The organism is Paenibacillus sp. 05T425, from assembly GCF_056396205.1.
Genome location: NZ_JBFTLA010000001.1, coordinates 313,169 through 340,034, shown reverse-complemented (window position 1 = coordinate 340,034; position 26,866 = coordinate 313,169). Strand labels below are relative to the sequence as shown.

The 26,866-nt window shown below is 49.0% G+C and carries 25 protein-coding genes; all 25 read left to right on the top strand.

Annotated features, from left to right (window positions below; all coding sequences use genetic code 11):
* The first annotated feature begins 4 nt into the window (after positions 1–4).
* The 25 genes from AC1DF0_RS01405 (at position 5) to AC1DF0_RS01285 (ending at position 26,864) form a co-directional block, all read left to right on the top strand.
* Complete coding sequence (locus tag AC1DF0_RS01405) at positions 5–880, top strand: carbohydrate ABC transporter permease (protein ID WP_442052184.1); 876 nt, start codon at positions 5–7, stop codon at positions 878–880.
* A 54-nt stretch (positions 881–934) separates the two neighbouring features.
* Complete coding sequence (locus AC1DF0_RS01400; RefSeq protein ID WP_477572828.1) at positions 935–6,796, top strand: S-layer homology domain-containing protein; 5,862 nt, start codon at positions 935–937, stop codon at positions 6,794–6,796.
* Between the two features lie 472 nt (positions 6,797–7,268).
* Positions 7,269–8,333, top strand: a complete 1,065-nt coding sequence (locus AC1DF0_RS01395; protein WP_442052186.1) for a LacI family DNA-binding transcriptional regulator — start codon at positions 7,269–7,271, stop codon at positions 8,331–8,333.
* Positions 8,334–8,769: 436 nt separating this feature from the next.
* Complete coding sequence (locus AC1DF0_RS01390) at positions 8,770–10,101, top strand: ABC transporter substrate-binding protein (RefSeq protein WP_477572827.1); 1,332 nt, start codon at positions 8,770–8,772, stop codon at positions 10,099–10,101.
* Positions 10,102–10,236: 135 nt separating this feature from the next.
* Positions 10,237–11,121 carry a carbohydrate ABC transporter permease gene (locus tag AC1DF0_RS01385; RefSeq protein WP_477572826.1) on the top strand — a complete coding sequence of 295 codons (885 nt, stop codon included), beginning with the start codon at positions 10,237–10,239 and terminating at the stop codon, positions 11,119–11,121.
* 3 nt (positions 11,122–11,124) lie between these two features.
* Entirely contained in the window at positions 11,125–11,955 is an 831-nt protein-coding gene (locus AC1DF0_RS01380) for a carbohydrate ABC transporter permease (RefSeq protein ID WP_477572825.1), read from the top strand.
* 12 nt (positions 11,956–11,967) lie between these two features.
* Complete coding sequence (locus AC1DF0_RS01375) at positions 11,968–14,616, top strand: glycoside hydrolase family 2 protein (RefSeq protein ID WP_477572824.1); 2,649 nt, start codon at positions 11,968–11,970, stop codon at positions 14,614–14,616.
* Positions 14,617–14,642: 26 nt separating this feature from the next.
* Positions 14,643–15,923, top strand: a complete 1,281-nt coding sequence (locus AC1DF0_RS01370) for a glycoside hydrolase 5 family protein (protein ID WP_477572823.1) — start codon at positions 14,643–14,645, stop codon at positions 15,921–15,923.
* Positions 15,924–15,973: 50 nt separating this feature from the next.
* Positions 15,974–16,759 (top strand): alpha/beta hydrolase, encoded by a 786-nt coding sequence (locus AC1DF0_RS01365; protein ID WP_442052200.1) that lies wholly within the window; start codon positions 15,974–15,976, stop codon positions 16,757–16,759.
* A gap of 585 nt (positions 16,760–17,344) precedes the next feature.
* The gene (locus AC1DF0_RS01360) at positions 17,345–17,665 is read left to right on the top strand and encodes a hypothetical protein (RefSeq protein WP_477572822.1); all 321 of its coding nucleotides are present in this window, start codon (positions 17,345–17,347) and stop codon (positions 17,663–17,665) included.
* Positions 17,666–17,814: 149 nt separating this feature from the next.
* The gene (locus AC1DF0_RS01355; protein WP_477572821.1) at positions 17,815–18,441 is read left to right on the top strand and encodes a hypothetical protein; all 627 of its coding nucleotides are present in this window, start codon (positions 17,815–17,817) and stop codon (positions 18,439–18,441) included.
* On the top strand, positions 18,438–18,992 hold the full coding sequence (locus AC1DF0_RS01350; protein ID WP_442052194.1) for a histidine phosphatase family protein: 555 nt from the start codon (positions 18,438–18,440) through the stop codon (positions 18,990–18,992). The genes AC1DF0_RS01355 and AC1DF0_RS01350 overlap by 4 nt, the downstream gene beginning before the upstream one ends.
* Positions 18,967–19,503, top strand: a complete 537-nt coding sequence (locus AC1DF0_RS01345) for an HIT family protein (RefSeq protein ID WP_477572820.1) — start codon at positions 18,967–18,969, stop codon at positions 19,501–19,503. Before AC1DF0_RS01350 ends, AC1DF0_RS01345 begins: the two co-directional genes overlap by 26 nt.
* Positions 19,504–19,871: 368 nt before the next feature.
* Positions 19,872–20,237, top strand: a complete 366-nt coding sequence (locus AC1DF0_RS01340; RefSeq protein ID WP_442052198.1) for a DUF1801 domain-containing protein — start codon at positions 19,872–19,874, stop codon at positions 20,235–20,237.
* A gap of 21 nt (positions 20,238–20,258) precedes the next feature.
* A complete protein-coding gene (locus AC1DF0_RS01335; RefSeq protein WP_477572819.1) occupies positions 20,259–20,786 on the top strand; it encodes a GNAT family N-acetyltransferase in 528 nt (175 codons plus the stop codon).
* Positions 20,787–20,845: 59 nt separating this feature from the next.
* Positions 20,846–21,274, top strand: a complete 429-nt coding sequence (locus AC1DF0_RS01330) for a GNAT family N-acetyltransferase (RefSeq protein ID WP_477572818.1) — start codon at positions 20,846–20,848, stop codon at positions 21,272–21,274.
* A gap of 15 nt (positions 21,275–21,289) precedes the next feature.
* Entirely contained in the window at positions 21,290–22,159 is an 870-nt protein-coding gene (locus tag AC1DF0_RS01325) for an aminoglycoside phosphotransferase family protein (protein ID WP_477572817.1), read from the top strand.
* Between the two features lie 111 nt (positions 22,160–22,270).
* On the top strand, positions 22,271–22,759 hold the full coding sequence (locus tag AC1DF0_RS01320) for a GNAT family N-acetyltransferase (RefSeq protein WP_477572816.1): 489 nt from the start codon (positions 22,271–22,273) through the stop codon (positions 22,757–22,759).
* Complete coding sequence (locus tag AC1DF0_RS01315; protein WP_477572815.1) at positions 22,756–23,337, top strand: histidine phosphatase family protein; 582 nt, start codon at positions 22,756–22,758, stop codon at positions 23,335–23,337. Before AC1DF0_RS01320 ends, AC1DF0_RS01315 begins: the two co-directional genes overlap by 4 nt.
* 40 nt (positions 23,338–23,377) lie before the next feature.
* Positions 23,378–23,854: a hypothetical protein gene (locus AC1DF0_RS01310; protein WP_477572814.1), complete on the top strand. Its 477-nt coding sequence runs from the start codon at positions 23,378–23,380 to the stop codon at positions 23,852–23,854.
* A 114-nt stretch (positions 23,855–23,968) separates the two neighbouring features.
* The gene (locus tag AC1DF0_RS01305) at positions 23,969–24,472 is read left to right on the top strand and encodes a hypothetical protein (RefSeq protein WP_477572813.1); all 504 of its coding nucleotides are present in this window, start codon (positions 23,969–23,971) and stop codon (positions 24,470–24,472) included.
* A 17-nt stretch (positions 24,473–24,489) separates the two neighbouring features.
* Positions 24,490–24,894, top strand: coding sequence for a GNAT family N-acetyltransferase (locus AC1DF0_RS01300; protein ID WP_442053236.1), 405 nt, complete (start codon positions 24,490–24,492; stop codon positions 24,892–24,894).
* 24 nt (positions 24,895–24,918) lie between these two features.
* Positions 24,919–25,278, top strand: coding sequence for a hypothetical protein (locus AC1DF0_RS01295; RefSeq protein ID WP_442053237.1), 360 nt, complete (start codon positions 24,919–24,921; stop codon positions 25,276–25,278).
* 70 nt (positions 25,279–25,348) lie between these two features.
* Positions 25,349–25,912 (top strand): nucleotidyltransferase family protein, encoded by a 564-nt coding sequence (locus AC1DF0_RS01290; protein ID WP_442053238.1) that lies wholly within the window; start codon positions 25,349–25,351, stop codon positions 25,910–25,912.
* 295 nt (positions 25,913–26,207) lie between these two features.
* Positions 26,208–26,864, top strand: a complete 657-nt coding sequence (locus AC1DF0_RS01285; RefSeq protein WP_442053239.1) for an HAD family hydrolase — start codon at positions 26,208–26,210, stop codon at positions 26,862–26,864.
* Positions 26,865–26,866 lie beyond the last annotated feature (2 nt).

Sequence of the window (26,866 nt, the reverse complement as noted above, 5' to 3'; positions counted from 1 at the left end):
AAACTTGAGTCTATCTGTAGGCGAAAAAATTTTTTCATACGCGAACTATTTGTTCTTCATCGCAGTCATGCTGCTGATGCTTTATCCGTTCTGGTATATGGTGATGGGCTCGTTCAGCGATCCGGTATATGTGGCAAACGGCGGCTTCTTCTTGAAGCCGGCCGGCTTCTCAATCTCGGCTTATGAGGCGGTGCTGCAAAATGTATCGATCTTATCGGGCTTCAAAGTAACGGTTATAACGACGATCGGCGGAACGGTTATCGGCACGTTCCTCACGGCGACGACCGCTTATGCGATCTCGAAGCGGAGGCTTCGCGGCAGAATGCTCTTCTCGTTCCTCATTCTGTTCACGATGCTGTTCAGCGGCGGTCTTATTCCGTCTTATCTGCTGATCAAGGAACTGCATATGATTGACACCTATTGGGCGCTCATCTTGCCGGCGGCGCTGGGGGCGTGGAATATTTTCGTCATGCAGAGCTTCTTCCGCGGCATTCCCGATGAGCTGGAGGAAGCGGCCAAGATCGACGGAGCGAACGACTTGACCGTCTTCTTCCGCATCGTGCTTCCGCTGTCGAATGCGGTAATGGCCACGATTGGGCTATTTATTGCGGTCTGGTATTGGAACGACTTCTTCTCGTCGGTGCTGTATGTGACGGAGAAGGATATGTGGCAGCTGCAGATGGTGCTGAAGGATCTGATCAGCAATACGTCCGCTGCCATTATGCAGGCGGGCATATCGGTCAGTTACCAAGGAGACGTGAACGAGTTCACGATCAAGATGGCTTCGATTATCGTGTCGAGCATACCGATTCTGCTCGTGTACCCTTTCTTGCAAAAACATTTTGTCAAAGGGGCGCTTATCGGGTCGGTGAAAGGTTGAGATAGCGGATTGCGGCTTATGCGGATAGAAAAGCAATAAAGGAGGAATACGGTTTTGAGGAAAATAACATGGTTAACGCTTATCGTGCTTTTGTTCAATACGATTGCAGTAGGGGCGGTCTCTGCGGCCGAGGAGCAGGGGGAGACCGGAGAAGCGTGGACATCGGTGCTGGACGGCTTCGTCGAGGTTGATCCGGAGACGAAAGATACGCTGAAGCTGAACGGAGAGCTGTTCCGGTTCGCGTCGCTCAATTATCCGGGAGGCATTAGCGATACGCCGTTCGCGCAGGAGGATGCGATTCGCACGCTGGCGGAGATGGGCGGCAAAGTGACGCGCAGCTATGTGCTGCCGGTTAAGCGATATGACGATTCGAATGTTTCGAGCGCTTATGTGCTGGGACCGGACGAGGACGGGGTCATGCAGTTCAACGAAGAGAACTTCAAGAAGCTCGACCGTTTGCTCGCTTTGGCGAATCAATACGGCGTGCGGGTTATCATCCCGTTCGTTGACCAATGGCAGTGGACCGGCGGCATCGAGAGCTATGCGGCGTTCCGCGGCTACCCGATCTCGGGCGATGCGGCGAACGACCCTGACGCTTGGAATTTTTACACGGACCCTGCGATCAAAGCGGATTTCAAGCAGGTTATCAGCTATACGATGAACCGCGTCAACTCGTACACAGGCGTGGTGTACAAGGAAGATCCGGCGATTCTGGCATGGGAGACGGGCAACGAGCTTGGCGGCTACAACCAGGATAAGTTCCCGCAGGCGTGGACGACCGAGATGGCGGCGTATATCCAGTCCGAGCATCCGGAGCAGCTAGTGCTCGACGGACGGTTCGCGATCCATCCGGATTCGCTCGCGGATCCGAATATCGACGTGGTGGGGAACCATTTTTATACGGGCAACTTTATCGATAAAATCAATGCGGACCGCGCTTCGGCCACGGGGAAGAAGCCTTACATTCTAGGCGAATTCGGCTTGTATACAAAGGCGGCTCCGGTGGACGCTCTGTTCAATACGGCGCTGCAGAACGGTACGAGCGGCGTCATGATCTGGAGTCTTCGTCCGCATAAGGACGACGGCGGCTTCCTTTGGCATGACGAGGACCCGGGCAACTGGTCTTCCTATCACTGGCCGGGCTTCTCTTCCGGCGATTGGTACGACGAGACGAACATTATACGTACGGTCTATAAGTACGCGCACTATATGAATATCGATGATAGAGAGAAAGATAGCGACGTGCCGGCTATTTCCGTACCTGCGAATGCACCGGTACTGTTCGATATCGATTCGGTCGCGAATATGAAATGGAAGGGCTCGGTCGGTGCGGCTGGCTACGAGATTCAGCGCTCTAGGGACGGCAACGATTGGGTAACGGTGGAGGAGAGCTTCTCCGATGGCGGCAGAGCGGGGACGCCTGCGTTCCATGACGAGCTGGCGATTACCGGCGAGCATTACTATTACCGCGTAAGAGGCGTTAATGAAAGCGGAGCATCCGATTGGTCGAATATCGTAGAGACGACTGCGACGCATATCGTAACGGATGAGCTTAGCCTGCTCTATAACGATAACGAGAAGCGGAAAGTATATGCTTACGATCATTCTGCAAATCTCGTAACGAATGCAGACGTATGGAATGAGCAAGGTGTCGGCTTCAAGGCTTCGGTAACGGGAGCCGAGTTCGGGTATTTGACTTACGGCTCGCCTGTGCCGATTCATCGTCTCGCGGTGAAAACGCTTGGAGGCGGCGTGCCGCAGTTTATGATTTCCGCGACGAATGGTGGGTTTGCAGAGGCGCCCGAGGAAAGTGTATCCGTAGCTGATGATGCCGATGGAAAAGTGTACACGCTGACGGATTTGCCTGCGGATACACGTTTCGTGAAGCTACTCGTCCCGGGAAATTCCTCGCTTCGCGTAGATCGCGTGGAACTGGAGTATTTGTATGACGGTGAAGGTTATGTGGCGCTTGAACCGATAACGCGCGGCGGCTTCATCGTCGATTCCGAATTCACGGATTTGCCGGATGCGATGAGCGCGAATATGGCAGTGGCGGATGGAGCGCTGACGGTTGAAGACGCCGAGGCGGGATTTGTGCAGTACCGTACGGGCGGCGACATCAATTCGTATCGGGTCATGAGTAAATCCGCGGCAGCTGGCGCTGCTCCGCTAACCTTCGAGGCTTCGCTTGACGGCGTGCACTTCACGGAGGTGCAGTCTGCGGTACAGTCGATCGTGAACGAGGATGACAGCGTAACGACGATTTATTCCGATTTTGCCGTGAAGACGGGCACTCGTTACTTGAAAGTGGGTTTCCCGGCAGGAGCGGTGGACGATGGGTTGACCGTGACGCGAGTGGAAATCGGTTATGGCAAGCATATGATCCCGCTCACCGATAAACCGCCGGTTAACGTGCTGGAGGATGGGGAGTATTACTTCGGCAACGATGAGAAGTTGAAGGAAGCCTATACGGCAGATGACGGCGGCGACGCTATTGAGGCATCCATTGAGAGTGTCGTCAAAAACGGCGGCAGCTACGGCATGAAGGTGGATTACGGTTTTGACGCCAATTATTATGCAGGTTTGACGAAGGAGCTCGGAGGAGCGGACTTGTCCGGCTTCGACGCCTTGCAAGCATGGGTAACGCCGGATGATTCGGGCAATAAGCTGCGTTTCAGATTCAAGCTGGGGGACCATTCCGTATGGGAAGCGGAGAAGGCGCTGTCCGGAACGGAAGGGCGCACGATTCAGATCAAGTATGATGAATTCGAGCAACCGTCTTGGGATACGCCGGTCGCGGGCATGGATATGGGCGACGTTCAGTCGTTCTCCATCTATGTCAGCTCCGATGCTGCGGCAAGCGCGAATAGCGGCACGATCTACTTGGACGACATTCGGGTAGCGAGCGCGACGAAGCTGGACAATTATGAGAGCTACGGCGGGTACGATACGCTTGTGCAGAAGGCATACAGTCGGAATTCAGGCGGCGGCAAGTTCGATGTGTCGCTTACGGGCGAGCACAAGTCGGAAGGCGCTTACGGGCTTAAGCTCGATTACGATGTAGCTGCGGCCGGTTATGCTGGCGCCACGCTGAACCCGAATTACTTGAACCTGTCGGGTTATGACGGTTTCTCGATGTGGTTCAAACCGGACGACTCGTATAACAAGCTCGTCATTCAGTTCACGACGGAGGACGGGAAGTTCTGGGAGACGTCGACGACGATCAAAGGCACGGACGCAAGGCTGATGTACGTGCCGTTCGCGAAGTTCAGACATCCGAGCTGGTATGGCGGGGACGCAAATGCCGTGCCGGATGCCAGCAAGAACATAATTGCTTTCTCCATCTATATCAACAAAGATGAAGGGAAAACGAAAGCGACCTCGGGCACGGTGTATATCGACGACATTAACGGCGCTCTATTTAACGAGAAATTGGCGAATGCGTCGGTGACGATTAACGATGCGCAGGAGGGCGAAGGGCAAGAGGCAGAGGTAGTAGCGGCGTTTCCTTACACGGTAAGCGGAACGGGTCCTGCCGGCGAGTATGTCACGATCCGAGTCGGACAGCAGCAGTTCAATGCTCTGATTAATGAAGAAGGTGCTTGGAGCTATGACATTCCGCGCATGGTGAACGGCGAAGGCCGCGAGATACGCGCGGCGATCGAGCTGTATGACGAGACGGCTATTGTCTCGGATACGATAATGGTGAATGTTAACGTACCGGGCAATACGTATCAGGAGATCGAGAACGGCGGCGGCACGGACCCGGTCGATACGACCAATTACAGCTTGAACGGCAGCTTCGATGAAGTGGTCGATGCGGCCGCATGGCCATTGCTGCCTAAGCATTGGACGCATAAGGATGCCGAGGGCAATGATATCACGAATGGCATCGTGAAGCTGGAGGGCAACGCGCGTACGGGCGACTACAAGCTCGTTCATTATAACGGCAGCCCTTATGAGGCCATCTCTTCGCAGAAGGTGACGGGCTTGGCTGAAGGGATCTACGAGCTGACCGCTTGGACACGCTCGAAGGACGGCAATCCGCAGCTTGCGGAGATGACGGCTGCGGCGTCTGGCGAGGCCGCGGTGAGCGAACCGATCGAAGCGGGTGAAGGCACATGGGTGAAGCAGACGATAACGGGCATCGCAGTTACGGATGGCGAGCTTGCGATTGCGTTCCGCTCGAAGAGCACCGCGGGCGACTTCTGGATCTCCGTCGACGATGTGTCGCTGACGAAGATCGGTAACATCAACTACGCGGTTAACGGCGGCTTCGAGAGCTTCACGGTAGACGCGTCGTCTGGCGCGATGCTGCCAGACTCATGGGTTAGTATGAATGAAGCGGGAGATGTTGTGACGGACGGCACGACCAAGATGGAAGCATCGGCGTCCAGCCATTCCGGCAGCTATCAGCTTGCTCATTGGAAAGACGTTGCCTATAAGATAACGACGTCGCAGGAAGTGACGGGTTTGAAGGACGGCACGTATGAGCTGCGGGCTTGGACGAGATCGAAGGGCGGTCAGGCGAAGGCGGAAATGAGAGCGAGCGGTTACGGCGGCGCGATGCTTAGCGATGCCATTGAGCAAGGTGAATCCACTTGGGTTCAGCAACGTATTAGCGGCATTCAGGTGAAGAATGGCAAGCTTACGATTTCGTTCTACTCGGATTCGGTTGCGGGAAGCTGGATCGTTGCCGACGATGTAGAGCTGATCCGTACCGGTAATCTGACGGGCGGCGGACCTGGGGACGGCGAAGGCGAAGAGTCGGGCGGAGGCAACTCGGGCGGGGGAACAGCGCCTGAAGAGACCGGCAAGCCAAAAGCTTATTCGCAAGCCGATATCGCTGCAGCAATAGAAGATGGCGTATTGTCGCTAGCCGCCAATGCGTTTGGCATCCAAGTTCCTGCAGGCGCTGCAGAGTGGATCGGCGATGCTGATCTTGCCGTGGCTGGAGCGGGAGCGGAGCTTGTTATTCCGGCTGAAGTATTGAAGCAGTTGGCAGCGCTTGTTAAGGATGAGCAGGGAAATGCCTTCATTACGATCAAAATGCTCAAAGCGGATGCTGACCGTATTGCGAAGCTATTAGCTTCGGCAAGCGCGAACCATGCTGCTGAGCTCATTGCGGCAGGCGAGTTCTACGACTTTGAATTGTCTGTTACTAATGCAGCGGGCGAAGTTAAGCAGCTATCTGCCTTCGCTGCGCCAATTACAGTGAAGCTGAAAGCTTCATCTAACGTTGCGGACGGATTTATCGGGCTCTACTATGTTAGCGGTGATGGACGTATCGTATATGCCGGCAATGGTAAGGAAGGCACATCGCTTAGCGCGGATGTGAACCATTTCAGCACGTATGGCATCATACGCTACAACAAAAATTTCACCGATGTGCCATCCTCGCACTGGGCAAGCGCTGCGGTGCAGGAGCTCGCGGCGAAGCAAGTGATTGAAGGCGTAAGTGCGACCAGCTTCGCGCCTAACGCGACCGTGACGCGTGCGCAATTCGCAGCGATGCTCGTCCGCGCGCTCGGCTGGGAAGCGACAGGCACGTCGACGTTTGCCGACGTGGCTGGCGATAGCTGGTATTCGGCCGCGGTAGCGACGGCTGTTCGCGGCGGCATCGTGAATGGCCGCAGCGCGACAACGTTCGCGCCGAACGAGATGATTACGCGCGAGGAGATGACGGTTATGCTCGTGCGCGCTTATTCGAAGCGCAGCGGTACGCCAGCACTTGCAGCTGCGGAACCGGCAGCGTTCAAGGATGCCGCTGCTATTAGCGGCTGGGCGAAGGCGGCTGTTGATGCAGCCTTCGAACTGAAGCTGTTGCAAGGCGACGGGAAAGGTAGCTTCCTTCCGCGCGGCAATGCAACCAGAGCCGAAAGCGCACAAGTCATTTACAAGCTGCTTCAGCAGTAGCGGCAGCGTCTGACAAGGGGACCGGGAATATGCCCGGTCTCCCTTTTTGGGTTAGGGCAAGCTCGCGAAGAATTTCGGCGCTGTTCCTCACACCAGCGACACCGTCTTTGCGGACACATTGGACCTTAACTGTTGCGATCCCGCCCAAATGATTCGCCTAACGGACTCACAAGACACTAATTGCTCGGGAATAGACTAAATAGGTCTGAAAATAGTGGTATGGAGCTCTATGAGGTCAACTGTGTCCGCAAGTGATCGGAATGAGCGAGAAAGCCGCTATTAGGGCCTGTGATGTCCGTATGCTGCAGCTTGATTTAGGTAGGCGGATAGAGGCAGTAGCAAGGCGGACGGATGCTATTGTGTGAGCATGTGCAATATTTTTTTGGCTAATTGCGTGTTATGTGTTGAAATTTGTTGAAGGATTCTATATTGTATGTAATTAAGAGAGATGAACTGGGAGGAGGGATTACGGTTGCTTAAGAAAGTTACGCTCCAAATGATTGCGGACAAGCTCGACGTCTCGAAGGCGCTCGTCTCTAAGGCGTTGTCCAACGATCCGGCGGTCAACGAGGGAACGAAGGAAACGATCTGGGAGACGGCAGAAGCGATGGGTTATCGATTGAAAAATCCGCGCAGGCCAGCTCCGTCCGCACGCACCGGCAATCTCGCCGTATTGATGCCGCGCGCGTACTTGGACGATATGGAATATTGGGGAAAGGTCATTCATGGCATCGAGAAGGAGCTGGCGAATCATAGCTTCAGCATGATTCTGTCGAGCATTGATATCGCGCTCCCGCCAAGAGAGGGGCTTCCTTCAAGCATATACGAGAATAAGGTGGATGGCGCCGTCGTGATGGGACATCTGCCGGACAGCTATATCGAGGCGCTCAAGGCAAGCAGCTTCCCCTTCGTGATGGTGGATGCGAATTTGCTTGATGCGTCGATCGATCATGTGCTGGCGAACAACTTCCTTGGCGCTTATCAAGCGACGGAATATTTGCTTGCGGCCGGCCATCGAAGACTTGGCTTCGTAGGCGATGCGGATACGTCGTGGAGCTTCAGGGAGCGGAGCCGCGGCTTCGAGGAAGCGATCCGGGATTTCAACCGGAAGGGCACGGCAGCCGAGAAGAGCAAAGCGAGCTTCTGCAGCATTGAAGGCATTGGCGTCAGCGGCAAAGGCATGTACGTAGCGGACGAGTTCGATATGGCGCTGCAAGAGCAGGTGAAGGGAACGGATCCCGTCACCGGTCTGTTCTGCGCGAATGACTTGACCGCTTTCGAAGCGCTGAAGGCGCTTGGCAAAGCGGGCCTAAGCTGTCCGAGCGACGTATCGATCATCGGCTTCGACGATCTGACGCTGACCGAATTCATGCATCCGAAGCTTACGACGGTTCGCGTACCAAAGGCCGATATCGGCAGCCGCGCCGCGCTTATGATCATGCGCCGGATCGAGAGCCCCGACAGCACGCCGGAGCATGTATTGCTGTCAACGACGCTGATGGAGCGCGCATCAGTCAAAGTGATCGAGCAGCGTTAACGTATTAAACTAGAGGAACACCTGTCATCGCGACAGGTGTTTTTTTGCGTGGATTTGTAGCAGATATTAGTGAAAATAACGGGATTTCCTCCCGCTAATTCGACGGAATATCGAGACAACAGAAAAATAACTGGAGTCTCTCCCGTTAATTTCAGCAATCTATCGAGTTAACGGAAATTTCAACTGAATTAACGGGAGTTATTCCAGCTATTACATAAACAGGGGGAGAACGTGGCGAAATAACAGGAGTTTTTCCAGTTATTTTGTGGGACGGTAGTTTGCCGGTTCGTGAGTAGCGGAGAAATCGGCGGCTAACCTACGGAGGAACTTAAAAATATAAATTTAGTTAAATTAAATTAAAATATGTTGAATTAAAAGTTTCAGTATGTTAAAGTTCATAAGTGTAATCGATAATAATTTTTTAGGGGGAAACACCATGAAAAAATCGATGTTGTCTTTACTGACGATTGTCATGCTGACGGTTATTCTGGCAGCGTGCGGCGGCAACGGAAACGGCAATAGTGGTAACGGCAATGGCAAGAACGAGGGCAGCAACAACACCAGCACGAACGCTCCGGCGAACAACGGCGGCGGTGAAGAAGCTGGCGGCGAAGACATTAGCGGCACGATCACTTTCCTGACGAACCGTACGGACATGGTTGACAAGGAGTACGTGGACTACGCGAAGCGCTTCAAAGAAAAATATCCGAACGCGGACGTGAAGTTCGAGGCGGTTACCGATTTGGACCAAACGACGAAGATTCGTATCGCTTCCGGCGAGTTCCCTGACGTTGTGCTTATTCCGACAGTTCCGAACTCGGACCTGCCGAAATATTTTGCCCCGCTGGACGACTTGGGTCTGAACGACCGCATCTACTTCAAAGACTATAAAGCCTATGAGGGCAAAGTATACGGGATCTCGGCAGGCGCGACGACGACTGGCATCGTGTACAACAAGAAAGCGTTTACAGATGCGGGCATTACGGCCGTTCCGAAAACGCTCGACGAGTTCTACGCAGCAGCCGAGAAGCTGAAAGCGAAAGGCATCGTGCCGCTCGCATCCAACTTCAAGGATCAATGGCCGCTCTACCCGTGGGGTTCTGAAGTGCCGACTTCGATCGCCGGCAATGCGAACCTGAACAATGAGCGCAAAGATTCCGACGCTCCTTACCAGATGGACAACGCTTACGGTCAAGGGATGACGATTATCCGCACGATGTACGAGAAAGGCTACCTGGAGCCGGACGTTAACTCGACGAACTGGGAGCAATCGAAGAAGGATGTAGCAAGCGGCAAGTTCGCGATGTTCATGCTTGGCAACTGGGTTATTCCGCAAGTGGTTCAAAGCGGTACGACGGACGACAATGTCGGCTTCTTCCCACTTCCGTATGACAATTCCGGCAAGCTGAACGTTGCGCTTGCTCCGGACTGGGGCTACGGCGTCAATAAGGACAGCAAAAACCTCGCAACGGCTAAAGCGTTCGTGAAATGGATGCTGGAGGAATCGGGCTTCGACGACTTCGCTGGTTTCATTCCGGTACTGAAGGACAAAGCGCCGAATGTGGCTCAATTGGCTGAATTCAACAGCTTCAATCCGACTTACATCGAAGCGGTATCCGATGATGAAGTAACAACGCAAATCGTGAACAAAGCTCAAATTACGAAGGAAGCGTTCGCTCAAGAGTTCGTGCTGGCGAAGGATCCGCAGAAGATTCTCGACAAGTACAACGCAGAGTGGGCAAAAGCGAAAAAAGCGATCGTAAAGTAAGGCAAGGCGCTTAAACGCAGCTTCGAGAGGCGAAGGTGGGTTATCGGGCGGGAATGCCTGGTAATCCACCTTCTTGCTTTGAGCGGCTGAATGTACTCGCCCTCGTAATGAAAGGAAATGGAGTGAACTTATTCTATGAACAGCATGCCCTACAAAACGCAACGAAAGCTTATACTCGTGGGATTCCTCGCGATTCCGCTCGCGCTGCTCTTGTTATTCACGTATTATCCCGCCGTCAGACTCGTCTACTTAAGCTTCACCGACTGGGACGGCATCAGCGATGCGAGCCATTGGCTCGGATTCGAGAACTATAAGGAAGTATTCAGAAATCCAGACTTGTTCGGCGTATTTCTGCATCAGATTCCATACGTCATTATCGGTATTATTCAGAACATTATCGCAATCGTATTTGCCGTTATTCTCAATTCGACACTTCGAGGAAGAAACGTGTTCCGCGTCATGCTCTTTCTTCCCTTTATTATGAACGCAGTGGCTGTCGCCTTTATGTTCCAATATGTATTCGATACGACGAACGGCTCGCTGAACGCGATCCTTGGCTTCCTTGGCCTAGAGTCGCTGCAGCAGAGCTGGCTTGGCAATACGTCGATCGTTAACTTTTCGCTCGCGTCGATCGGTTTCTGGCGCTTCATGGGCTACAACATGGTCATCTACTTGGGCGCGATGCAGTCGATTCCGGGCGATATGTACGAGGCGGCCAAGATCGACGGATCGAATCGATTCCAGACTTTATGGTACCTAACACTGCCTAACTTGACGAAAATCATTCAGCTCAACATGTTCCTAACCTTGAGCGGGGCGCTTGCGGTATTCGATCTGCCGTTCGTGCTGACGAAGGGCGGACCGGCCGGTGCCAGCGAGACGTTCCTCATGAAGACGATCGAGACGGCTTTCCAATTCAACAACTTTGGCTTGGCATCGGCGATGAGCGTCGTACTGCTGCTTATAACCGCAATCATACTGGGCATCCAGAATACAGTCATCAACCGGAAGGGGGAATAACGCATGTCGGCGAAAAAATGGGATTTGGTCCACGGGCTGAAGTACGTACTGCTGGCAGTCGCGGTGTTCATCGTGTTGTTCCCGCCTTATGTCGTGTTCGTCAACGCGTTCAAGGGCGAGAACGAGAATGCAAGCCCGTTCGCGCTTCCGAAGAGCTTCTTCAATTTCGACAATTTCGCGACGGTCATCGACCGGGCGAACATCATTGATGCATTCGGCAATACGCTCGTTATTGTCGTCGCTTCCTTGATCGGCAACGTGATATTAGGCACGATGGTTGCTTACGCGGTGGGGCGGATTGATTTTCGCGGCAAAAATGTCGTGTTGGGCGCATTCCTAGTCGCTACGATCATCCCGACGATTACGACGCAGGTCGTCGTTTTCTCCTTGATTCAGTCGCTGGGGCTGTACAACTCGCTTGGCGCGCCGATTCTATTGTTTATTGGAGCGGACGTTATCCAGATCTACATCTATCTGCAGTTCATCAAGAACATTCCGTACGAGCTCGACGAGAGCGGCATGATGGACGGAGCGAGTTTGTTCCGTATTTATAGAAGCATTATTTTCCCGTTGCTTGGGCCTGCGACGGCGACGCTTATTATTTTGAAAACGATCAATATATACAACGAGTTGTACATTCCGTTCCTCTATATGCCGAAGCAGGAGCTGGTCGTCGTGTCAACGTCGATCATGCGCTTCGCGGGCAACAATCAAGCGGAGTGGGGCTTTATATGCGCGGCGATTCTGATCATTATGGTTCCGACCGTGCTGCTGTACCTTTTTCTGCAAAAGTATATTTTCTCCGGCGTCATGAATGGCGCGGTGAAAGGCTAGGGGGAACGAGCAATGCCTAAGGAACTGTCGCTTCGCGAATGCAAATGGGAGCTGAAAGGCTTCTGGCCTTGGGTCCCGCTGAAGGGGACGAGCATGGAGATCGGCAATGAGCTGCTCGGCGTGACGGAATGGATGCCGGCGACCGTACCGGGAGGCGTCCATCAGGACTTGTTCAAGGCTGGGCTCATCGAGAACCCGTACGAGGACTTGAACAGCATCCGCTGCGAATGGGTCGAAAATCGTTGGTGGGTGTATCGGACCGAGTTCGCGATGCCAGCTCTTAAAGCTTCGGCTTCGGCGCATGCCGTCGATCTGGTATGCAAGGGGATCGATTACGAGGCGCTTATCTATTGGAATGGGAGGTTGCTTGGGGAGCATCGCGGGATGTATGAGCCTGCCCAATATCCGGTAACGGGGCTGAGCGCGGAGGGCGAGAGCGTAGAATTGCTCATCGTGCTTAAGCATGCGCCCGACGAGATGGGGCAGATCGGCAAAACCTCGGAAACGTTTACGCAGAAAAGCCGCTTCAACTATAAGTGGGATTTCTCTACGCGGCTCGTGAATATTGGCTTGTGGGACGATGTCGTGCTAGAGGTGAAACAGACGTATTCAATCAAGGAAGTGGCTGTTCATACGGATGTGGATGCGGTTAGCGGAAGTGGCTTGGTCGATATGCGCTTCGCGGTTGATTCGACTGCCGGAAATGGCGATGCCGCTGTTGGTGAACAGCCGAAGCTGCATGTGACGGTCGTTAGCCCAGAGGGCAAGGAAGTCGGAAGCTGCGTAGCGGATGTCGTAGCGGCTTCTGGCTTGGAAAATGTGACGTTCCAGCTTGCGATCGACAATCCGCAGCTTTGGTATCCCAACGGCTACGGCGAGCAACCGCTGTATCAGCTGCATGCCCGGATAATCGGCCGCGGCGTAATATATGACGCTTGGGAGCAGCGGATCGGCATCCGATCCATTGCCTATGTGCAAAACGAGGATAGCCCGGAGGATGCCTTGCCTTATACGATTGTCATCAATGGGCAGCGCATCTATATACGCGGGGCGAACGTGACGCCGCTCGACCATCTATACGGCAACGTCGGAGCTGAGCGCTATGAATGGCTCGTTCATCTCGCTAAGAAAGCGAATATGAACATGCTCCGCATATGGGGCGGCGGCATTATCGAGAAGCCGTATTTGTATGAACTGTGCGACCGGCATGGGCTGATGATCTGGCAGGAGTTCATCCAGTCGAGCTCCGGGGTCGATAACGAGCCGTCCAAGAAGCCGGCATTTCTGGAGCTAATTAGTCGGACTGCAGTGCAGGCGCTTAAGACACGGCGCAACCATGTCAGTCTCGCCGTATGGAGCGGCGGGAATGAGCTGATGAGCGCGCCGAACGTCCCGTCCACCTACGAGGACAAGAATCTGGCGATGCTGAAGGCGCTCGTCGCCGAGCATGACGCGCAGCGGCTGTTCCTGCCGACATCGGCGTCGGGGCCGGTGCAATATATCACGCATGAGAAGGGCGTCAGCCATGATGTGCACGGCCATTGGAAGTATCAAGGAAATCCCGGACATTACGAGCTGTACAGCGATGCCGACCATCTCTTCCATAGCGAGTTCGGCGTCGACGGCTTAAGCTCGGTGAAGAGCATACGCAAGTTCATCGGCGAGCGCTGGCGTGAGCCGGTATCGATGAGGGATAGTCTCGTCTGGCGGCATCACGGGGAATGGTGGGATACGTATGACCGCGATCTAGAGATGTTCGGCTCGATCGGGTCGCTCCCGCTCTTCGCGGATATGAGTCAGTGGATACAAGGTGAGGGCTTACGATTTATTTTGGAGGCCAATCGGCGAAGGGCGTTCCGCAATAGCGGCAGTCTCATCTGGCAGTTGAACGAGCCATGGCCGAATGTAAGCTGCACGAATCTCGTTGATTACTACAACGAGACGAAGATGGCGTATTATTGGGCACGCCAGTCCTTTGCGCCGAATCATGCGTGGATCAGCTATCGCAAGCTTCATTATGCAACTGGGGAACGGTTGGCATTGCCCGTCTATTCAGCGACGGATGGGATCAGCGTACCGGTGACCGTCCATGCGGAGGTTCTGAATACGGCAGGTACGCTGCTTCATAGCGGTACATGGTCGGGGAACAGCCGACCTGATGCTGTCGTATGTCTAGGCGAGCTTGATTGCCCGGTGCCTTCAACGGATGACGGTCTCTTCTACGTTAGACTTCGTATGGGGTTATCGGATAGAAGCGTGGACTTGTTAGCTCCATATATTTTCTCCACGCATGAAGGGGCACTGTATGAACCAGCTTTGAGCTTGAGTCGTGCGTCTATAGCGATGACGGATTTGGAGACGTGGAGGCTAGTTTCCGCCGAAGTTGGCGAAGGCGCAAGCGTGCTGGAACGGAGCTACTTGATCGAGAATAAAGGAACGACAGCAGCGCTTCATATTTATCCGCAAGAGAAAACGGATCTGTATTGGATCACAGCAAGCGATGCCTACTTCACTTTATTTCCCGGGGAAAGCCGCATCGTTCGCATGACCTGCCGGAGGAAGGCGGGAGAACTGTTTTTGACGGAGGATGGCGAGCAATCAGCGCAGGGAGAGATTTTGCCGGAAATAAAGATATATGCTTTTGGCAGCAACGATGATTAATTACAAATAGCAAGGATTGATTAGATATGAGTTCAACTACATTTGTAACAAGAGAAGGCTCGCGTCTAATGTTAGACGGCAAGTCGTTCCGCTTCGCCGGTCCCAATATATACTGGCTTGGGCTGGATGAGAACGTGAACGACGTAGATTGGCCGACTCCTTATCGGGTGATCGATGCGCTCGATACGGCGCTTGAGATGGGGGCGAATGTTGTTCGCTCCCATACGCTCGGCGCGTCGCAGGGCAATCCGAAGGCGATTATGCCCGAGCCCGGCGTGTATAACGAGGAAGCGTTCCGCCGTGTCGACTTCGCCATTGCCGAGGCGGGGATGCGCGGGTTGAAGCTCATAATTCCTTTCGTCTGCAACTGGGATTACTATCACGGCGGAAGGCTGACCTTCGTTCGGTGGAACGGCTTGGACGATGCCGATCAGTTCTATGTGAACGAAGGCTGCGTACGGATGTTCAAGGCTTACATCGAACAGGTCGTTACTCGCGTGAACACGGTAACAGGCGTTGCTTACAAGGACGACCCTACGATTATGGCGTGGGAGCTTGGCAATGAGTTGAACAACGCGACCGTGGAGTGGGTAACGGATATTGCAGACTTTATTAAGAGCTTGGATAGCAATCATCTTGTCGCGCACGGCAAGCAGTTCCAGTTGGACGCCGAAAAGCTTGAAGTTAAGAGCCTGGACATTATGGATGTTCATTACTATCCGGCTTCGGCGGAGAAAACGGTAGCAGACGCGCTTGTGGTACAGGCGGCGGGCAAAGTATACATCCAAGGCGAATACGGCTGGCCGGATGCCGATCTATGGGCATTCACCGCTGCTGCCGAGGCGGAAGAAGCAGTAACGGGCACGCTGTTCTGGTCATTATTCCCGCATGGCGATAATGGAGGATATGTTCAGCATTTTGACGGCTTCTCCGTCCATTATCCGGGAACGGGTATCAATGAAGACGTCATGGGCCGGGTGCAAGAGCTGCGTGCCCATGCGTATCGGATGACGGGCTTAGAGGTGGCGGAGCATGCCATGCCGCAGCCGCCGGTTATTTTGCAGGCGGGTTCAGCGCTTGTGCTGCGCGGATCTGTCGGCAGTGCCTACTATACGGTCGAGCGTTCGACAGCTGGCGAGGAAGGGCCGTGGACGGTCGTCTACGACAAGCGGGAAGTCGATCATGCCGAGAGCTGGATCGATCCGACTCGCGTGCATACGAAAGCAGCCTTTTATAGAGTGAAAGCTCATAATCTATCCGGTATAGCCGGTTCGTATTCGGACGTTTACTTCTCGTCTCCTTTCTAGTAGAACTAGAGTTAGAGGTTAAGAGAGAGGAATGATGCGTCTTGGCACTTATGCAGGTAGAATTGTTCGCGGAGTCGTTAGGGATGGCAACCTCGGTTGACGTCATTGTCCCCCAGCAGTCTGTTAGCGGGAGAGGATTAGAGGGTGGGCGCAGAAAGCCTGCTTATCCGGTGCTATACTTGCTGCACGGCGCATCGGATAACCATACGGCATGGCGTAGAAATACGGCTATCGAGCGTTATGCGTCTGATCTGGGAATCGTCGTCGTCATGCCTTCCGTCCATTACAGCTTTTATGCGAATCAGAAGCAGGGTCTCGAATACTTCACCTATGTCGGCGAGGAACTGTCGGAGCTGATGAAGCAGTTCTTCCCGCTATCGAACCGAAGAGAAGATACGTTCGCTGCGGGGTTATCCATGGGCGGCTATGGCGCATTCAAGCTCGGTATTACGTATCCCGAGCGCTTCGCTGCCGTCGCCAGCCTATCGGGCAGCCTTAGTCAGCGGAATCGACTGATTGACAGTCCTGCGGCAGCTCATTCCATTCTGCTGCGAATGGCGAAGTTATCGCTCGGGACCGTTGAAGAATACGATCGCAGCGAGAATGACTTGTCCTGGTTGCTCGAAGAGCGGCTTGAGGCGGGCGTGAAGCTTCCTAGCTTCTATCAGGCTTGCGGCACGGCCGATCATAACTTTGAAGTGAATAAAGCTTTCCATGAGCAGTTCGCGAATAGAATCGATCTGACTTATGAAGAGTACGAAGGCCGCGGCCACGATTGGGCGTTCTGGGATATGACTGTCCAGCGCGCACTTCAGTGGCTGCCGATTGGAAAGTAGAAAAGAACCGCATTTCCGCACGCTGTCTGCGCGGGAATGCGGTTTTTTTGATACGACAAGTTTCTTTGTATTGGAATAGGGGGAATTACTCCTGTTATTTATTTGAATATCAAGTGGAAATGCAGAATAACTGGAATTTCTCAAGTTAATTTCTATGATATACCCGATCTGTTTGAAGATCGACGATATTAACGGGAGGTATTCCATCTATTTGATAAAAAGTACATGGTGAGCACAGAAGTAACGGGAGAAATTCCAGTTAATCTAGTTCAAAGTATTTTATTCGAATGCTGATTGGTCAGCCATAGTTGATTTGCTGCTGAAACTGCCTTTTTATTGTATTCCAAAAATTGCACAACTGGTATACTGGAAAGATAATTCCATGGAACTAATTGTAACGAAAAGGTGATCTTGTACTTTAGCTGATTAGGCTTCCAATACTCTTGGAAATGGTGTAATGGAAAATCTAAAGTACAGATTCATTGAGTAACATTTTCTGGCAAATGAGCTAATTCATTATGACACAGTTTAAAGTTTCTAACGCATATTCAAATAGAAGCAATTATTGAAATTGGATGTGACTATATGGATGAAAGATTGGTTACATGCACAAGTATTGGTGTGTATGGCCACGCAATAACAAGAGGTAATGTTTATCTAGTCGTAACAGAAGACGAGGATAAATATAGAGTGATAGGAAACCACAATAAAAGAGTGTGGATCAGCAAGGATTATTTCACAGAGGGAGAGGTTGAGGTCCCTGTCCTTAGACACTGGAAATTTGATGATGATTTAGACGACTTTGATCTCATTGAAGTAACGATTATTTTTAGTAATGGAGAAAGACGTTGGTGCATTATAACGACGCCGCAAAGATTAGTAAGACATTTCGAAAACCCAATCTAGAACCTCCAGGATTCAATATTAGACATCTAATCATTGTTAAGAGTATGAGTAAAGAAGATGTTGATCTAACATTGAGACACCTGGACGAACAAGGGGAATTGGAGAAAGCGACAATATCTTTGAATCCACTGTGACAAAGGGAGGCAGTTATGAGTATAAAAACGAGATACTTTGTGATGGTCGTCGTATTGCTGGCCGCTGTGACGTTTATTATATTTTTGCAATCATCCAAGCAAGATAAGCTAATACACAATTCAATGTACAATGAGAACATCATTCAGACCAAATCGTTTAGCGTAAGTGCAGATTCGACTGACCTTATAACTTCATCCAAGGGGACTGTGTTTGTTAAGGGAGAAGGCGATAAAGTAGAAGGTATGCGGATTGTTGCATATATCGAGATAGACCCTGATGATTGGGGCGGCGTTTCTTTTTCATTGCCTGCTCACTGGGTTGTTGCGAACATTACGAGCAGCTATCCCGAAAATGCAACTAATACCACACCAAATGAGCACATATCTACATGGACAACGGCAGACACGGATGTGGAATGGACCACGAGCATTGAAATAGGCAGAGATCGCAGCTATTTACCAACGTCAGGGGGTAGCGGAACGATTGTAATTGATATCATGCCCGATCAAAATGTAAATCCGACTGAGGCCATTCAAGTAGGAGTAGCTGTTGGATCGGCTATTAGAAATGGTTACAAAGTTGTAGGTACTGATCATATTAAAGTACCTATATCCATTGTCCAAAAGGAAGTGGCACAATGAAGAAAATTTATCTTGTTAGACACTGCAAGGCAGAAGGACAAGAACCGGAGGCGCCATTAACAGGGCAAGGGCAGGAGGACGCTGAATGTACGATTGTAGATTTTTTTGAGGATAAAAAGATCGAAATCATTGTTTCAAGTCCGTATGTGCGTGCTATAGATACGATCAAACCGTTTTCGAAGTTTATAGGAAGAGAGATCTCAATCGATGAACGATTAAAGGAAAGAATCCTAAGCACTGCTGAGCTTGGTGATTGGCTTATAAAGTTAGAACAAACCTATGATGATCTGGATTTAAAGTTTGAAGGTGGAGAGTCATCGAACGAAGCAATGAGAAGAGGATTAGCGGTAATCAATGAGTTAATAGAGCTGCCGGCAACAAATTTGGTAGTCGTAACTCATGGAGCATTATTATCTCTGATCATCAGACATTACGTTAAGAATTTTGGATTTAATGAATGGAAGCAAATGAAGAACCCGGATATCTACTGCTTAGAAGTGAGCGAAAAGGAGATTACAGTGCACAATGCCGAGACAAATTACATTGGCTGATGGAAGATTGGTTGAGGTTGAATGTTTGAGCTGCGCTTTGACCAGCGGATTGATTGCTCCTACTGGTGGAGTGATTTATGAGTCGAGCAATTTTCACGTTCATCAGGATGTAGCTTATCCCATTCGAGGGTTAGTTATTTTGGCATCAAAGAGACACTTCTACTGCATGGATGAATTAACCGATGAAGAGCAGCTGGAGTATATATCATTGATTCACAAGATCAGGAAAGAACAACGAAATCGACTGGGAATCGAGAAGGTTTACTACTTCTATAATGAGGACACTACGCACCATTTTCATTTATGGATGGTTCCCAGATATGAATGGATGTATCGGTTAGGGAATTCAGTGGAATCTTTAAGGCCTGTTTTGCTGCATGCAAGGAATCATATGAATGACGAAGAGAATATGAAGAGCGTTACGGAAGGAATAAGTATTTTAAGAGCAGGCATGTCGGATTACTATAAAGACTTACGCAATAAGTTTGGCTCAGAACTGAATAAATATTGAGAAAACGAATGGACGGGTGCTCAGCGATGGGTAGTTATAGAAGCTCAATCCGATTATTGCTTATTAATTCTATTTGCTTTTCCTTACTTACAGCAACTCAAGTCGTTCTGAATTATACGAACCAGCGAACGATAATTACAATAATATTTTTAATTCTCTTCTTAGCCTATGTGGTGCTTACTATATTAATATCTCTTGATTTAATCAAGAAGGATATAAAAACGATGAAAAAAACATCTGGTTTTTATGCGGGGTATCTAATTAGAGCATTAGCCACTATGCTTATTTCAAATACCAAAGCTTTCAAGGAAGGATGAGCACTAATAGCTGCTAATAAACGTTCTGGTCAAGAAAGAGTAGCTGAGTTTATGAATGCGCTCGAGCATCCAATGAAGGATGTCATTGAGGAAGTTCGCGCATTGATTCTAAGTGTGGATGACCAAATTACAGAACAAATCAAATGGAATGCGCCTAGTTTTTGTTTCAATAATGACGATCGAATCACCTTTAACCTTCAGGGGAAAGGTTTTATTCGGCTTGTTTTGCATACAGGGGCTAAGGTACAACAGAATATAGACATCAAGTCTCAATTAGAGGATACTTCTAGGCTGCTAGAGTGGGCGGCGGCCGACAGAGCCATAATTAAATTAACGAGTATGAATGATGTTGAGTCCAAAAGAGCAGAGCTTGTAGATACGGTAGCCAAATGGTTGGAAGCAACAACTAAAAAGTAGAGATATGAAAGGGGACTGGTTATGCGCATCGAAACGGAGAGACTGATCCTTCGCGATTTCATATATGAGGATTGGAAGCAAGTGCATGAATACGCGTCCAAGGATGAGGTAACGCAGTATACCATTTGGGGACCGAATACAGAAGAGGACACTATACGATACGTAGAGGAGCAAATAAGCAAGCAACAAGCAGAGGGCAGAACCGACTATGAATTCGCTGTTGTTCTGAAAGATTCTAACCTTCTCATCGGCGGCTGTGGTATTTATGTGACGGATCATAACGCTGAAGTCGGATACAGCTTTAACCCGGATTATTGGGGAAAAGGGTATGCGACAGAAGCGGCGCATGCGATATTGAAGCTAGGATTTGAAACCTTTCATGCTCATCGGATATATGCAACTTGCCGTCCTGGCAATATTCCTTCTGCGAATGTAATGAAGAGATTAGGAATGAAACAAGAAGGTCATTTAAGAGAACATCTGTGGTTCAAAGGAAGGTTTCATGATTCGTATTTGTTCTCCATTTTAAAAAATGAATTCGGTTCTTAGTCGTTCATCACATGGAAAAGGCAGAAAAAAATATTAACGGAAATTAGAGGGTGAATGGAATGAGCAGCGAGTACATCACATTAAATAGAATTCCTACATTGGCAGAATATAAAGCGCTATGTGTTTCGGTTGGCTGGGAAGAGTACATGAACTTTGCTGTGGCAGAAGACTCATTAAAACAATCCTTATTCGGTGTTGTCATTCAATATGAGGATGAGATCGTTGGGATGGGGAGAGTAGTAGGAGACGGCAAAATCTACTTCTACATTCAAGATATTGCTGTCAAACCCGAGCATCAGGGCAAGGGGATCGGTAATAAAATAATGGCTGCTATCCAACAGTTTCTCAAGGAAAATGCACCGGATAAATCATTTGTTGGCTTGTTTGCGGCTAGCGGAAAAGAGTCGTTTTACAATAAATTCGGGATCAATAAGCATGATGGCATGACGGGCATGTTCGGAGTCGTTCATGGCGGCGAACTGATGTGAAAGGAAGTGAAGCCAATGCAGAATCGATTAAGAAACGTGGATTGGATGGTAAAGAGCCAGGTTGTGGATTCACTGTTAGACGATAGCAGCTCGATTACTTTCGTACCCTTGGATGCTGGTCTTGAAGCAGAAGTAACAAAGATTTGTTCGAGTGAATCTAACTATGTCCTAAAGGTATGGAATCGATCCTCGAAGCCAAATGTAGGCAATCAGTATAGGCTGTTAGAGGCACTGCGTAATCAAGGATTGTCGGTCTCTCAACCTATTGGCTGGGGCATCGATAAAGAGATGAATCAGGTATTATTGACGAGTTATGATGGGACTCCCGTTAGGAAAGTGAATCAATCATCTCTCAAAAAACTTGCCAAAATATTAACCGGCATACATAGCTATCCTTTAGATCAAATGGATTCTTCCATACTTCTGAGGCATGATTTTGTCGGTTATTTTTACCCGTCGGTAGAAGAACATTTGGATATTAAGGATGTACTGCTTACACTCTTGGAAAAGAGTGACATCAAACAGAATACCATCATTCACGGTGATTATAACTTAGGCAATATACTCGATAATGAGGGTAAATATACGATTATTGATTGGACCAATGGCCAGCTCGGTGACCCAAGATACGATATGGCGTGGTCTATTATTTTAATAAGGATTTATGTGGGGGAGAGGTATGGCTCAGTCTTTCAATCGGCCTGTCTTGCTGAAAGTCATTACACCAAAGAAGAGCTGGAGCTGTTCGAGGCCATTGCTTGCCTGAGGTGGGTGTTGCTTAATCGGATTGCCGATCTTCCTAGAGGGAAGGATACGATTGTAAGGGCGAGGAGCATTTTGAAGAACAGTGAGTACTTAGATGAAAGCTTGCTAGCGAATTTATGATAGTGAGGTGTCCCATGACTATGAGGATTCGAACGGAAAATCAGGCTGACTATGCTCAGGTGCACCAAGTTCGGATAAAACAAATATGATGATACGTTTAGGAGTGATCCTATGGAAGTTTCACTAGAAATGATTGGGGAAGACGGCTTGGCTGCGCTCAATAAGCTCGTCGAATTGGCTGCTTATGATTTGTCTGAACTAAGCGGCAGCGACATTCATGAGAACGGTATGTTCGTGATGGACTTTGATTCGAGAAATTGGTTTGAAGATAGCAACATGGATTTATATTTTATTAGATATGATGGGAAAATTACAGGCTTCGCCGTGGTTAGAATAATTCCGGAGGAAGAAATCAATTATTTCAATCATTTTTTTGTTTTGCGAAAATATCGAAATAAGAAAATAGGCAAGGATGCGGCTATTAAAGTATTTAATCTTTACTTAGGTAAATGGCGAGTAAGTCAATTCGATTGGAATTTGCCTGCGCAGCAGTTTTGGAGAAAAACGCTTAAAGAGTACATCGGCGATAACTATGTGGAGACAAGAAGAAAAGACAATAAAGGCCCAATGCAGGAGTTTGAGAGGGAGACAATCAAATGACTACGACTATCTACATGGTCAGACATGCTGAATCACCGTATGAGGAAGGCAGCGAAAGGACCCGAGGGCTTTCGGTTGATGGAAAGAGGAAAGCCGGGCAAGCTTCAGAGTTGTTAATTAATGAAGGAATCAGCCTAATCTTGTCCAGTCCGTATGCCAGGGCCAGTCTCACGGTCGAGGGATTAGCTCATATACTTAATTTGGATATTATCGAGATTGAAGATTTGAGAGAGCGGTGTTTCGCAGACGATGATTATAAGATTTTGGATGAGGAATTCGTGCCGGTAGTACGGCGAATGTTTGAAGATCCAAATTATGCGCTGCCTGGCGGAGAATCGAATCTGGTATGTCAGAATAGGGCAGTTGCAGTACTGAAGAACATTTTGGAACAACATAATGGCAGCAAAATTGCGATTGGAACTCACGGTAACGTGATGACACTGATGATGGGGTATTTTGACCCGTATTATGGATTTGAGTTTTGGATGCGAACCGACAAGCCCGATGTATACAAGCTTGAGTTCGAAGGATTGGAATTAAAAGCAGTATCTCGACTATGGGATGTTCAAAAAGTGTGATTTGGTGATTTAGACGAGTACCTGCAGAAGGGCGGCTATTATGCATAAGAGGAAAAATAATTTAGTAACTTATTTAATTGTTGTGCTTATCATTTTGATTTTGGTCATTGCGGCATTGTTTAATAACCCGGATGCCAATGAATCGGCCAACAATGTCGTGCTCCTTACGTTGTCTGAACAGGATGAGCCTATTGTTTGGAACAATCTCAAACTAAGTGTCGGGCAGCAGGAGGGTCCTGGAGATTATGTTAGCATTCCTAATCATTCGGAGATAACAGCCACAGAATCGATTACCTTGCCGGCAGGGGAGGCTACAATGATTCGATTCGTACATGGTGGATCGGCTGTGAATCCAGTACCGGACGTCGTTATGTATTGGATTTATATCCAAAGGCCGATTCAGGGCAAGCCGGATATGATGAGAACCTATTACCTCGAGGGACAAGTGGTAGGTGACAATGAACAGCAGGCAAGAGAACAATTTGTTCAATTCGCACAATCTTGGGAAGTTGATTAGCGAAATAATTGTTAATGATATTCGCCTTTGAATGGGTTACAATTCCATTTGAGGGCTGTTTTTATTTATCTGAAAAGGGCGATATTGGATGCAGTTCTAGGAGGATGGGATACCATGAAAGCTACATTAACGAAAGCCGATCTTGAGTCGCCACAGCTTAGTTGGAAGTGTATTGAACCTATGCTGCTCTCTGTTCGGGCAAAGGATTTGGCGACTAAAGCGGCAGTGTATAACGAGTTGAACGAGGGCCAGCGTGCGCTATTTTTGTTTTACGCGTTTCATAACCATGTTCATTCTGTCGCGGAATTTTATTGGTTCACGGCTTACTCTATGATTGAACTGAGATCTTGGGACGGGCTTAAAAATGGTTTGCAGTATTTAAACAATGAGGATTTAGTAAGTTTACTGGAGCGTATAGAGCATCTGATTGTATGTACTAAGTCTGGTGAGCAAGGATGCATGGTCTCTCCGACTGATGTAGAGGAAGACAAGGTGTTGTTCCAAAGAGTGGAGGAGCTGTACGTCGAATATAAGTCGGCTGCTCCAAAAGCAATTGCTAAGATGAACGAAATAATACGTTACAACACGGTTGACTATATAGAGTTAGAAAACGATTAGCTTAAATAGAAAAGGGGATGGCAACATTGATTACTTATTTAGTGAACAAGTCGCTTCAGGCTTCGGAGGTTGCAGAAGTATTTAAATCATCAGGGATTAAGAGACCGCACGAGGACTTGGAACGAATCCAAAGAATGATAGACAACGCCGATATTACGATTAGCGCATGGGACGATGATAAGCTGATTGGAATCGCGCGGGCACTGACGGATTACTCTTATTGCTGCTATCTGTCCGATCTAGCTGTAGATCTGAACTATCAACATCAAGGAATCGGTAAGGCTTTAGTTCAAAAACTGCAAGAGGTTTTAGGTGATGAGACCTCGCTTGTATTGCTTTCCGCGCCAGGAGCGGTAGATTTCTATCCTCGAATCGGTTTCGAAAAGTCAGAAAGAGCTTTTGTAATCGCTAGAAAGAAATAAGCCTAATAAAAGGAGCATATATCGATGAAAAGAATTGAGATCAAGGAAATTGGAATCAAGAGTGCATTCAAAACAACAATATATTTCTCCATTATTCCCCTGGCTCTTATGATGGTAATTGGTTTCATTGTAATCATAATTGGTATATTGATAGGAAATACAGGAGCGATAGCTATGGGCTTTCCCTACTTTATCACACCTATATTCATGGTCGGAATCTATGGAGCATTAAGTATGCTAGTCTCCCTTGTCTATAATAAGCTCAGCAATAAATTTGGCGGATTAGAGTTGGTTATTACGGAAAGCGACGATCCGAGAAGAGGGACTATGAATGAATACAACGGAGTTAATAGAATGGGCGGAGACCCATCAGATCGTACATAGGACGAGAATAGTAGAAATCGATGCAGATATTATTAGGCCTTTGTTTGATGCTTAGTTGGAGTTGATCGTCTTGCAAGAATTGTTGTTAAAAGATAAGTTGATTCAAATCCTGCTGACGAAAGAAGACCTGCTCAGAGATCTGCGTATCGTTCAACAAATGGGTCTTCCTAGTTGGTATATCTCAGCCGGTTATGTACGTAATTATGTGTGGGATCATTTGCACGGCTATGAGCAAGCAACTCCATTAAACGATGTTGATATTGTTTATTATGATCCTAATGATATTGAGGAGCAAACGGAGAAGAGATGGGAATCCAACTTAATTGAGAGCTATCCACATTACAATTGGTCGGCGAAAAACCAAGCCAGAATGCATCTCCGAAATCTAGCGGAGCCGTACCATTCAGTAGAGGATGCCATGAAAAGGTGGCCCGAAACGGTTACGGCTCTAGGAATCTATCTGAATGCCGAAGACCAGATTGAGGTTATTGCACCGCATGGGTTGGGTGACTTATTCGATCTAGTAATAAGGAGAAGTCCTTATTTTCAGGATAAGGATTATTTCTACCAAAGAGTTGCGAGCAAGGGATGGCTTAAGACTTGGCCGCAACTGACGCTTATTGAAGAGACATAGATTAAGGTGAGTGAAGCAAATGAGAACGTTATATCGACCAGTAGGATTATACGAAATGAAATTAATGTTAGATGGGGATTTGAAAGGCTTTCCGCCGAGGCTGCCTGAGCAGCCTATTTTCTATCCGGTCTTGAATAAGCCCTACGCTGATCAAATCGCTCGATCCTGGAACACAAAAGATAAATTTTCAGGAGTTTTGTCAAAACGCTGATGAGCTATCGTTGACGAATGGTCTTTTTAGCTGGTGGGACTAGAATTGTTGAATTGAACTTCATGTCGAGGTGAACGAGAGACGATGATCAAAGCGTTGATATTTGATTTTGACGGCACCATTATTGATACGGAGACACCATGGTACTTTGCGTTCCAAGAGGTATACGGCAGCTATGGGGTAGAGCTTCCTTTGGAGCTATGGGGCAAATGTATAGGAACTACATTCGCAGAGTTTGATCCGTATGAGTATCTCGGACAATGCTTGAATAAGCCCATTGATCGGGACGACATTACGACCAAGTCCAAAGAGTACTACAAGAAGCACATGGATAAGCAGGTACTTCGCGAGGGAGTTATAGACTACCTGTCGCTCGCCAGGAACAAGGGGCTTCGTACGGCAATTGCTTCTAGCTCATCCCTGGAATGGATTCATAAATATATGGATAAATATGATCTGATCGATAGATTCGACTTTGTTATTGCTAGAGATCATGTTAATCAGGTGAAGCCTAGTCCTGAACTGTATTTGAAGGCAATCGAATTGCTGGGTATTGAGCCGACGGAAGCGATTGCGATTGAGGATTCATTGAATGGACTTAGGGCGGCAAAGGCTGCGGGGCTATATTGTGTCGTAACTCCCAATGAAGTCACTAAAGCTATGAAGTTTGAAAGTTATGATATGCGCGTTGATTCACTGAGTCAAATAAGCTTGGATCAATTACTTACTACTTTCAGCTAATA

Excerpts from the sequence above, each read along its gene's own strand:
- AC1DF0_RS01390 (WP_477572827.1), top strand. The coding sequence starts at position 8,770 with ATGAAAAAATCGATGTTGTCTTTACTGACGATTGTCATGCTGACGGTT.
- AC1DF0_RS01385 (WP_477572826.1), top strand. The coding sequence starts at position 10,237 with ATGAACAGCATGCCCTACAAAACGCAACGAAAGCTTATACTCGTGGGA.
- AC1DF0_RS01380 (WP_477572825.1), top strand. The coding sequence starts at position 11,125 with ATGTCGGCGAAAAAATGGGATTTGGTCCACGGGCTGAAGTACGTACTG.
- AC1DF0_RS01375 (WP_477572824.1), top strand. The coding sequence starts at position 11,968 with ATGCCTAAGGAACTGTCGCTTCGCGAATGCAAATGGGAGCTGAAAGGC.
- AC1DF0_RS01370 (WP_477572823.1), top strand. The coding sequence starts at position 14,643 with ATGAGTTCAACTACATTTGTAACAAGAGAAGGCTCGCGTCTAATGTTA.
- AC1DF0_RS01365 (WP_442052200.1), top strand. The coding sequence starts at position 15,974 with ATGCAGGTAGAATTGTTCGCGGAGTCGTTAGGGATGGCAACCTCGGTT.
- AC1DF0_RS01360 (WP_477572822.1), top strand. The coding sequence starts at position 17,345 with ATGGATGAAAGATTGGTTACATGCACAAGTATTGGTGTGTATGGCCAC.
- AC1DF0_RS01355 (WP_477572821.1), top strand. The coding sequence starts at position 17,815 with ATGAGTATAAAAACGAGATACTTTGTGATGGTCGTCGTATTGCTGGCC.
- AC1DF0_RS01350 (WP_442052194.1), top strand. The coding sequence starts at position 18,438 with ATGAAGAAAATTTATCTTGTTAGACACTGCAAGGCAGAAGGACAAGAA.
- AC1DF0_RS01345 (WP_477572820.1), top strand. The coding sequence starts at position 18,967 with ATGCCGAGACAAATTACATTGGCTGATGGAAGATTGGTTGAGGTTGAA.
- AC1DF0_RS01340 (WP_442052198.1), top strand. The coding sequence starts at position 19,872 with ATGAATGCGCTCGAGCATCCAATGAAGGATGTCATTGAGGAAGTTCGC.
- AC1DF0_RS01335 (WP_477572819.1), top strand. The coding sequence starts at position 20,259 with ATGCGCATCGAAACGGAGAGACTGATCCTTCGCGATTTCATATATGAG.
- AC1DF0_RS01330 (WP_477572818.1), top strand. The coding sequence starts at position 20,846 with ATGAGCAGCGAGTACATCACATTAAATAGAATTCCTACATTGGCAGAA.
- AC1DF0_RS01325 (WP_477572817.1), top strand. The coding sequence starts at position 21,290 with ATGCAGAATCGATTAAGAAACGTGGATTGGATGGTAAAGAGCCAGGTT.
- AC1DF0_RS01320 (WP_477572816.1), top strand. The coding sequence starts at position 22,271 with ATGGAAGTTTCACTAGAAATGATTGGGGAAGACGGCTTGGCTGCGCTC.
- AC1DF0_RS01315 (WP_477572815.1), top strand. The coding sequence starts at position 22,756 with ATGACTACGACTATCTACATGGTCAGACATGCTGAATCACCGTATGAG.
- AC1DF0_RS01310 (WP_477572814.1), top strand. The coding sequence starts at position 23,378 with ATGCATAAGAGGAAAAATAATTTAGTAACTTATTTAATTGTTGTGCTT.
- AC1DF0_RS01305 (WP_477572813.1), top strand. The coding sequence starts at position 23,969 with ATGAAAGCTACATTAACGAAAGCCGATCTTGAGTCGCCACAGCTTAGT.
- AC1DF0_RS01300 (WP_442053236.1), top strand. The coding sequence starts at position 24,490 with ATGGCAACATTGATTACTTATTTAGTGAACAAGTCGCTTCAGGCTTCG.
- AC1DF0_RS01295 (WP_442053237.1), top strand. The coding sequence starts at position 24,919 with ATGAAAAGAATTGAGATCAAGGAAATTGGAATCAAGAGTGCATTCAAA.
- AC1DF0_RS01285 (WP_442053239.1), top strand. The coding sequence starts at position 26,208 with ATGATCAAAGCGTTGATATTTGATTTTGACGGCACCATTATTGATACG.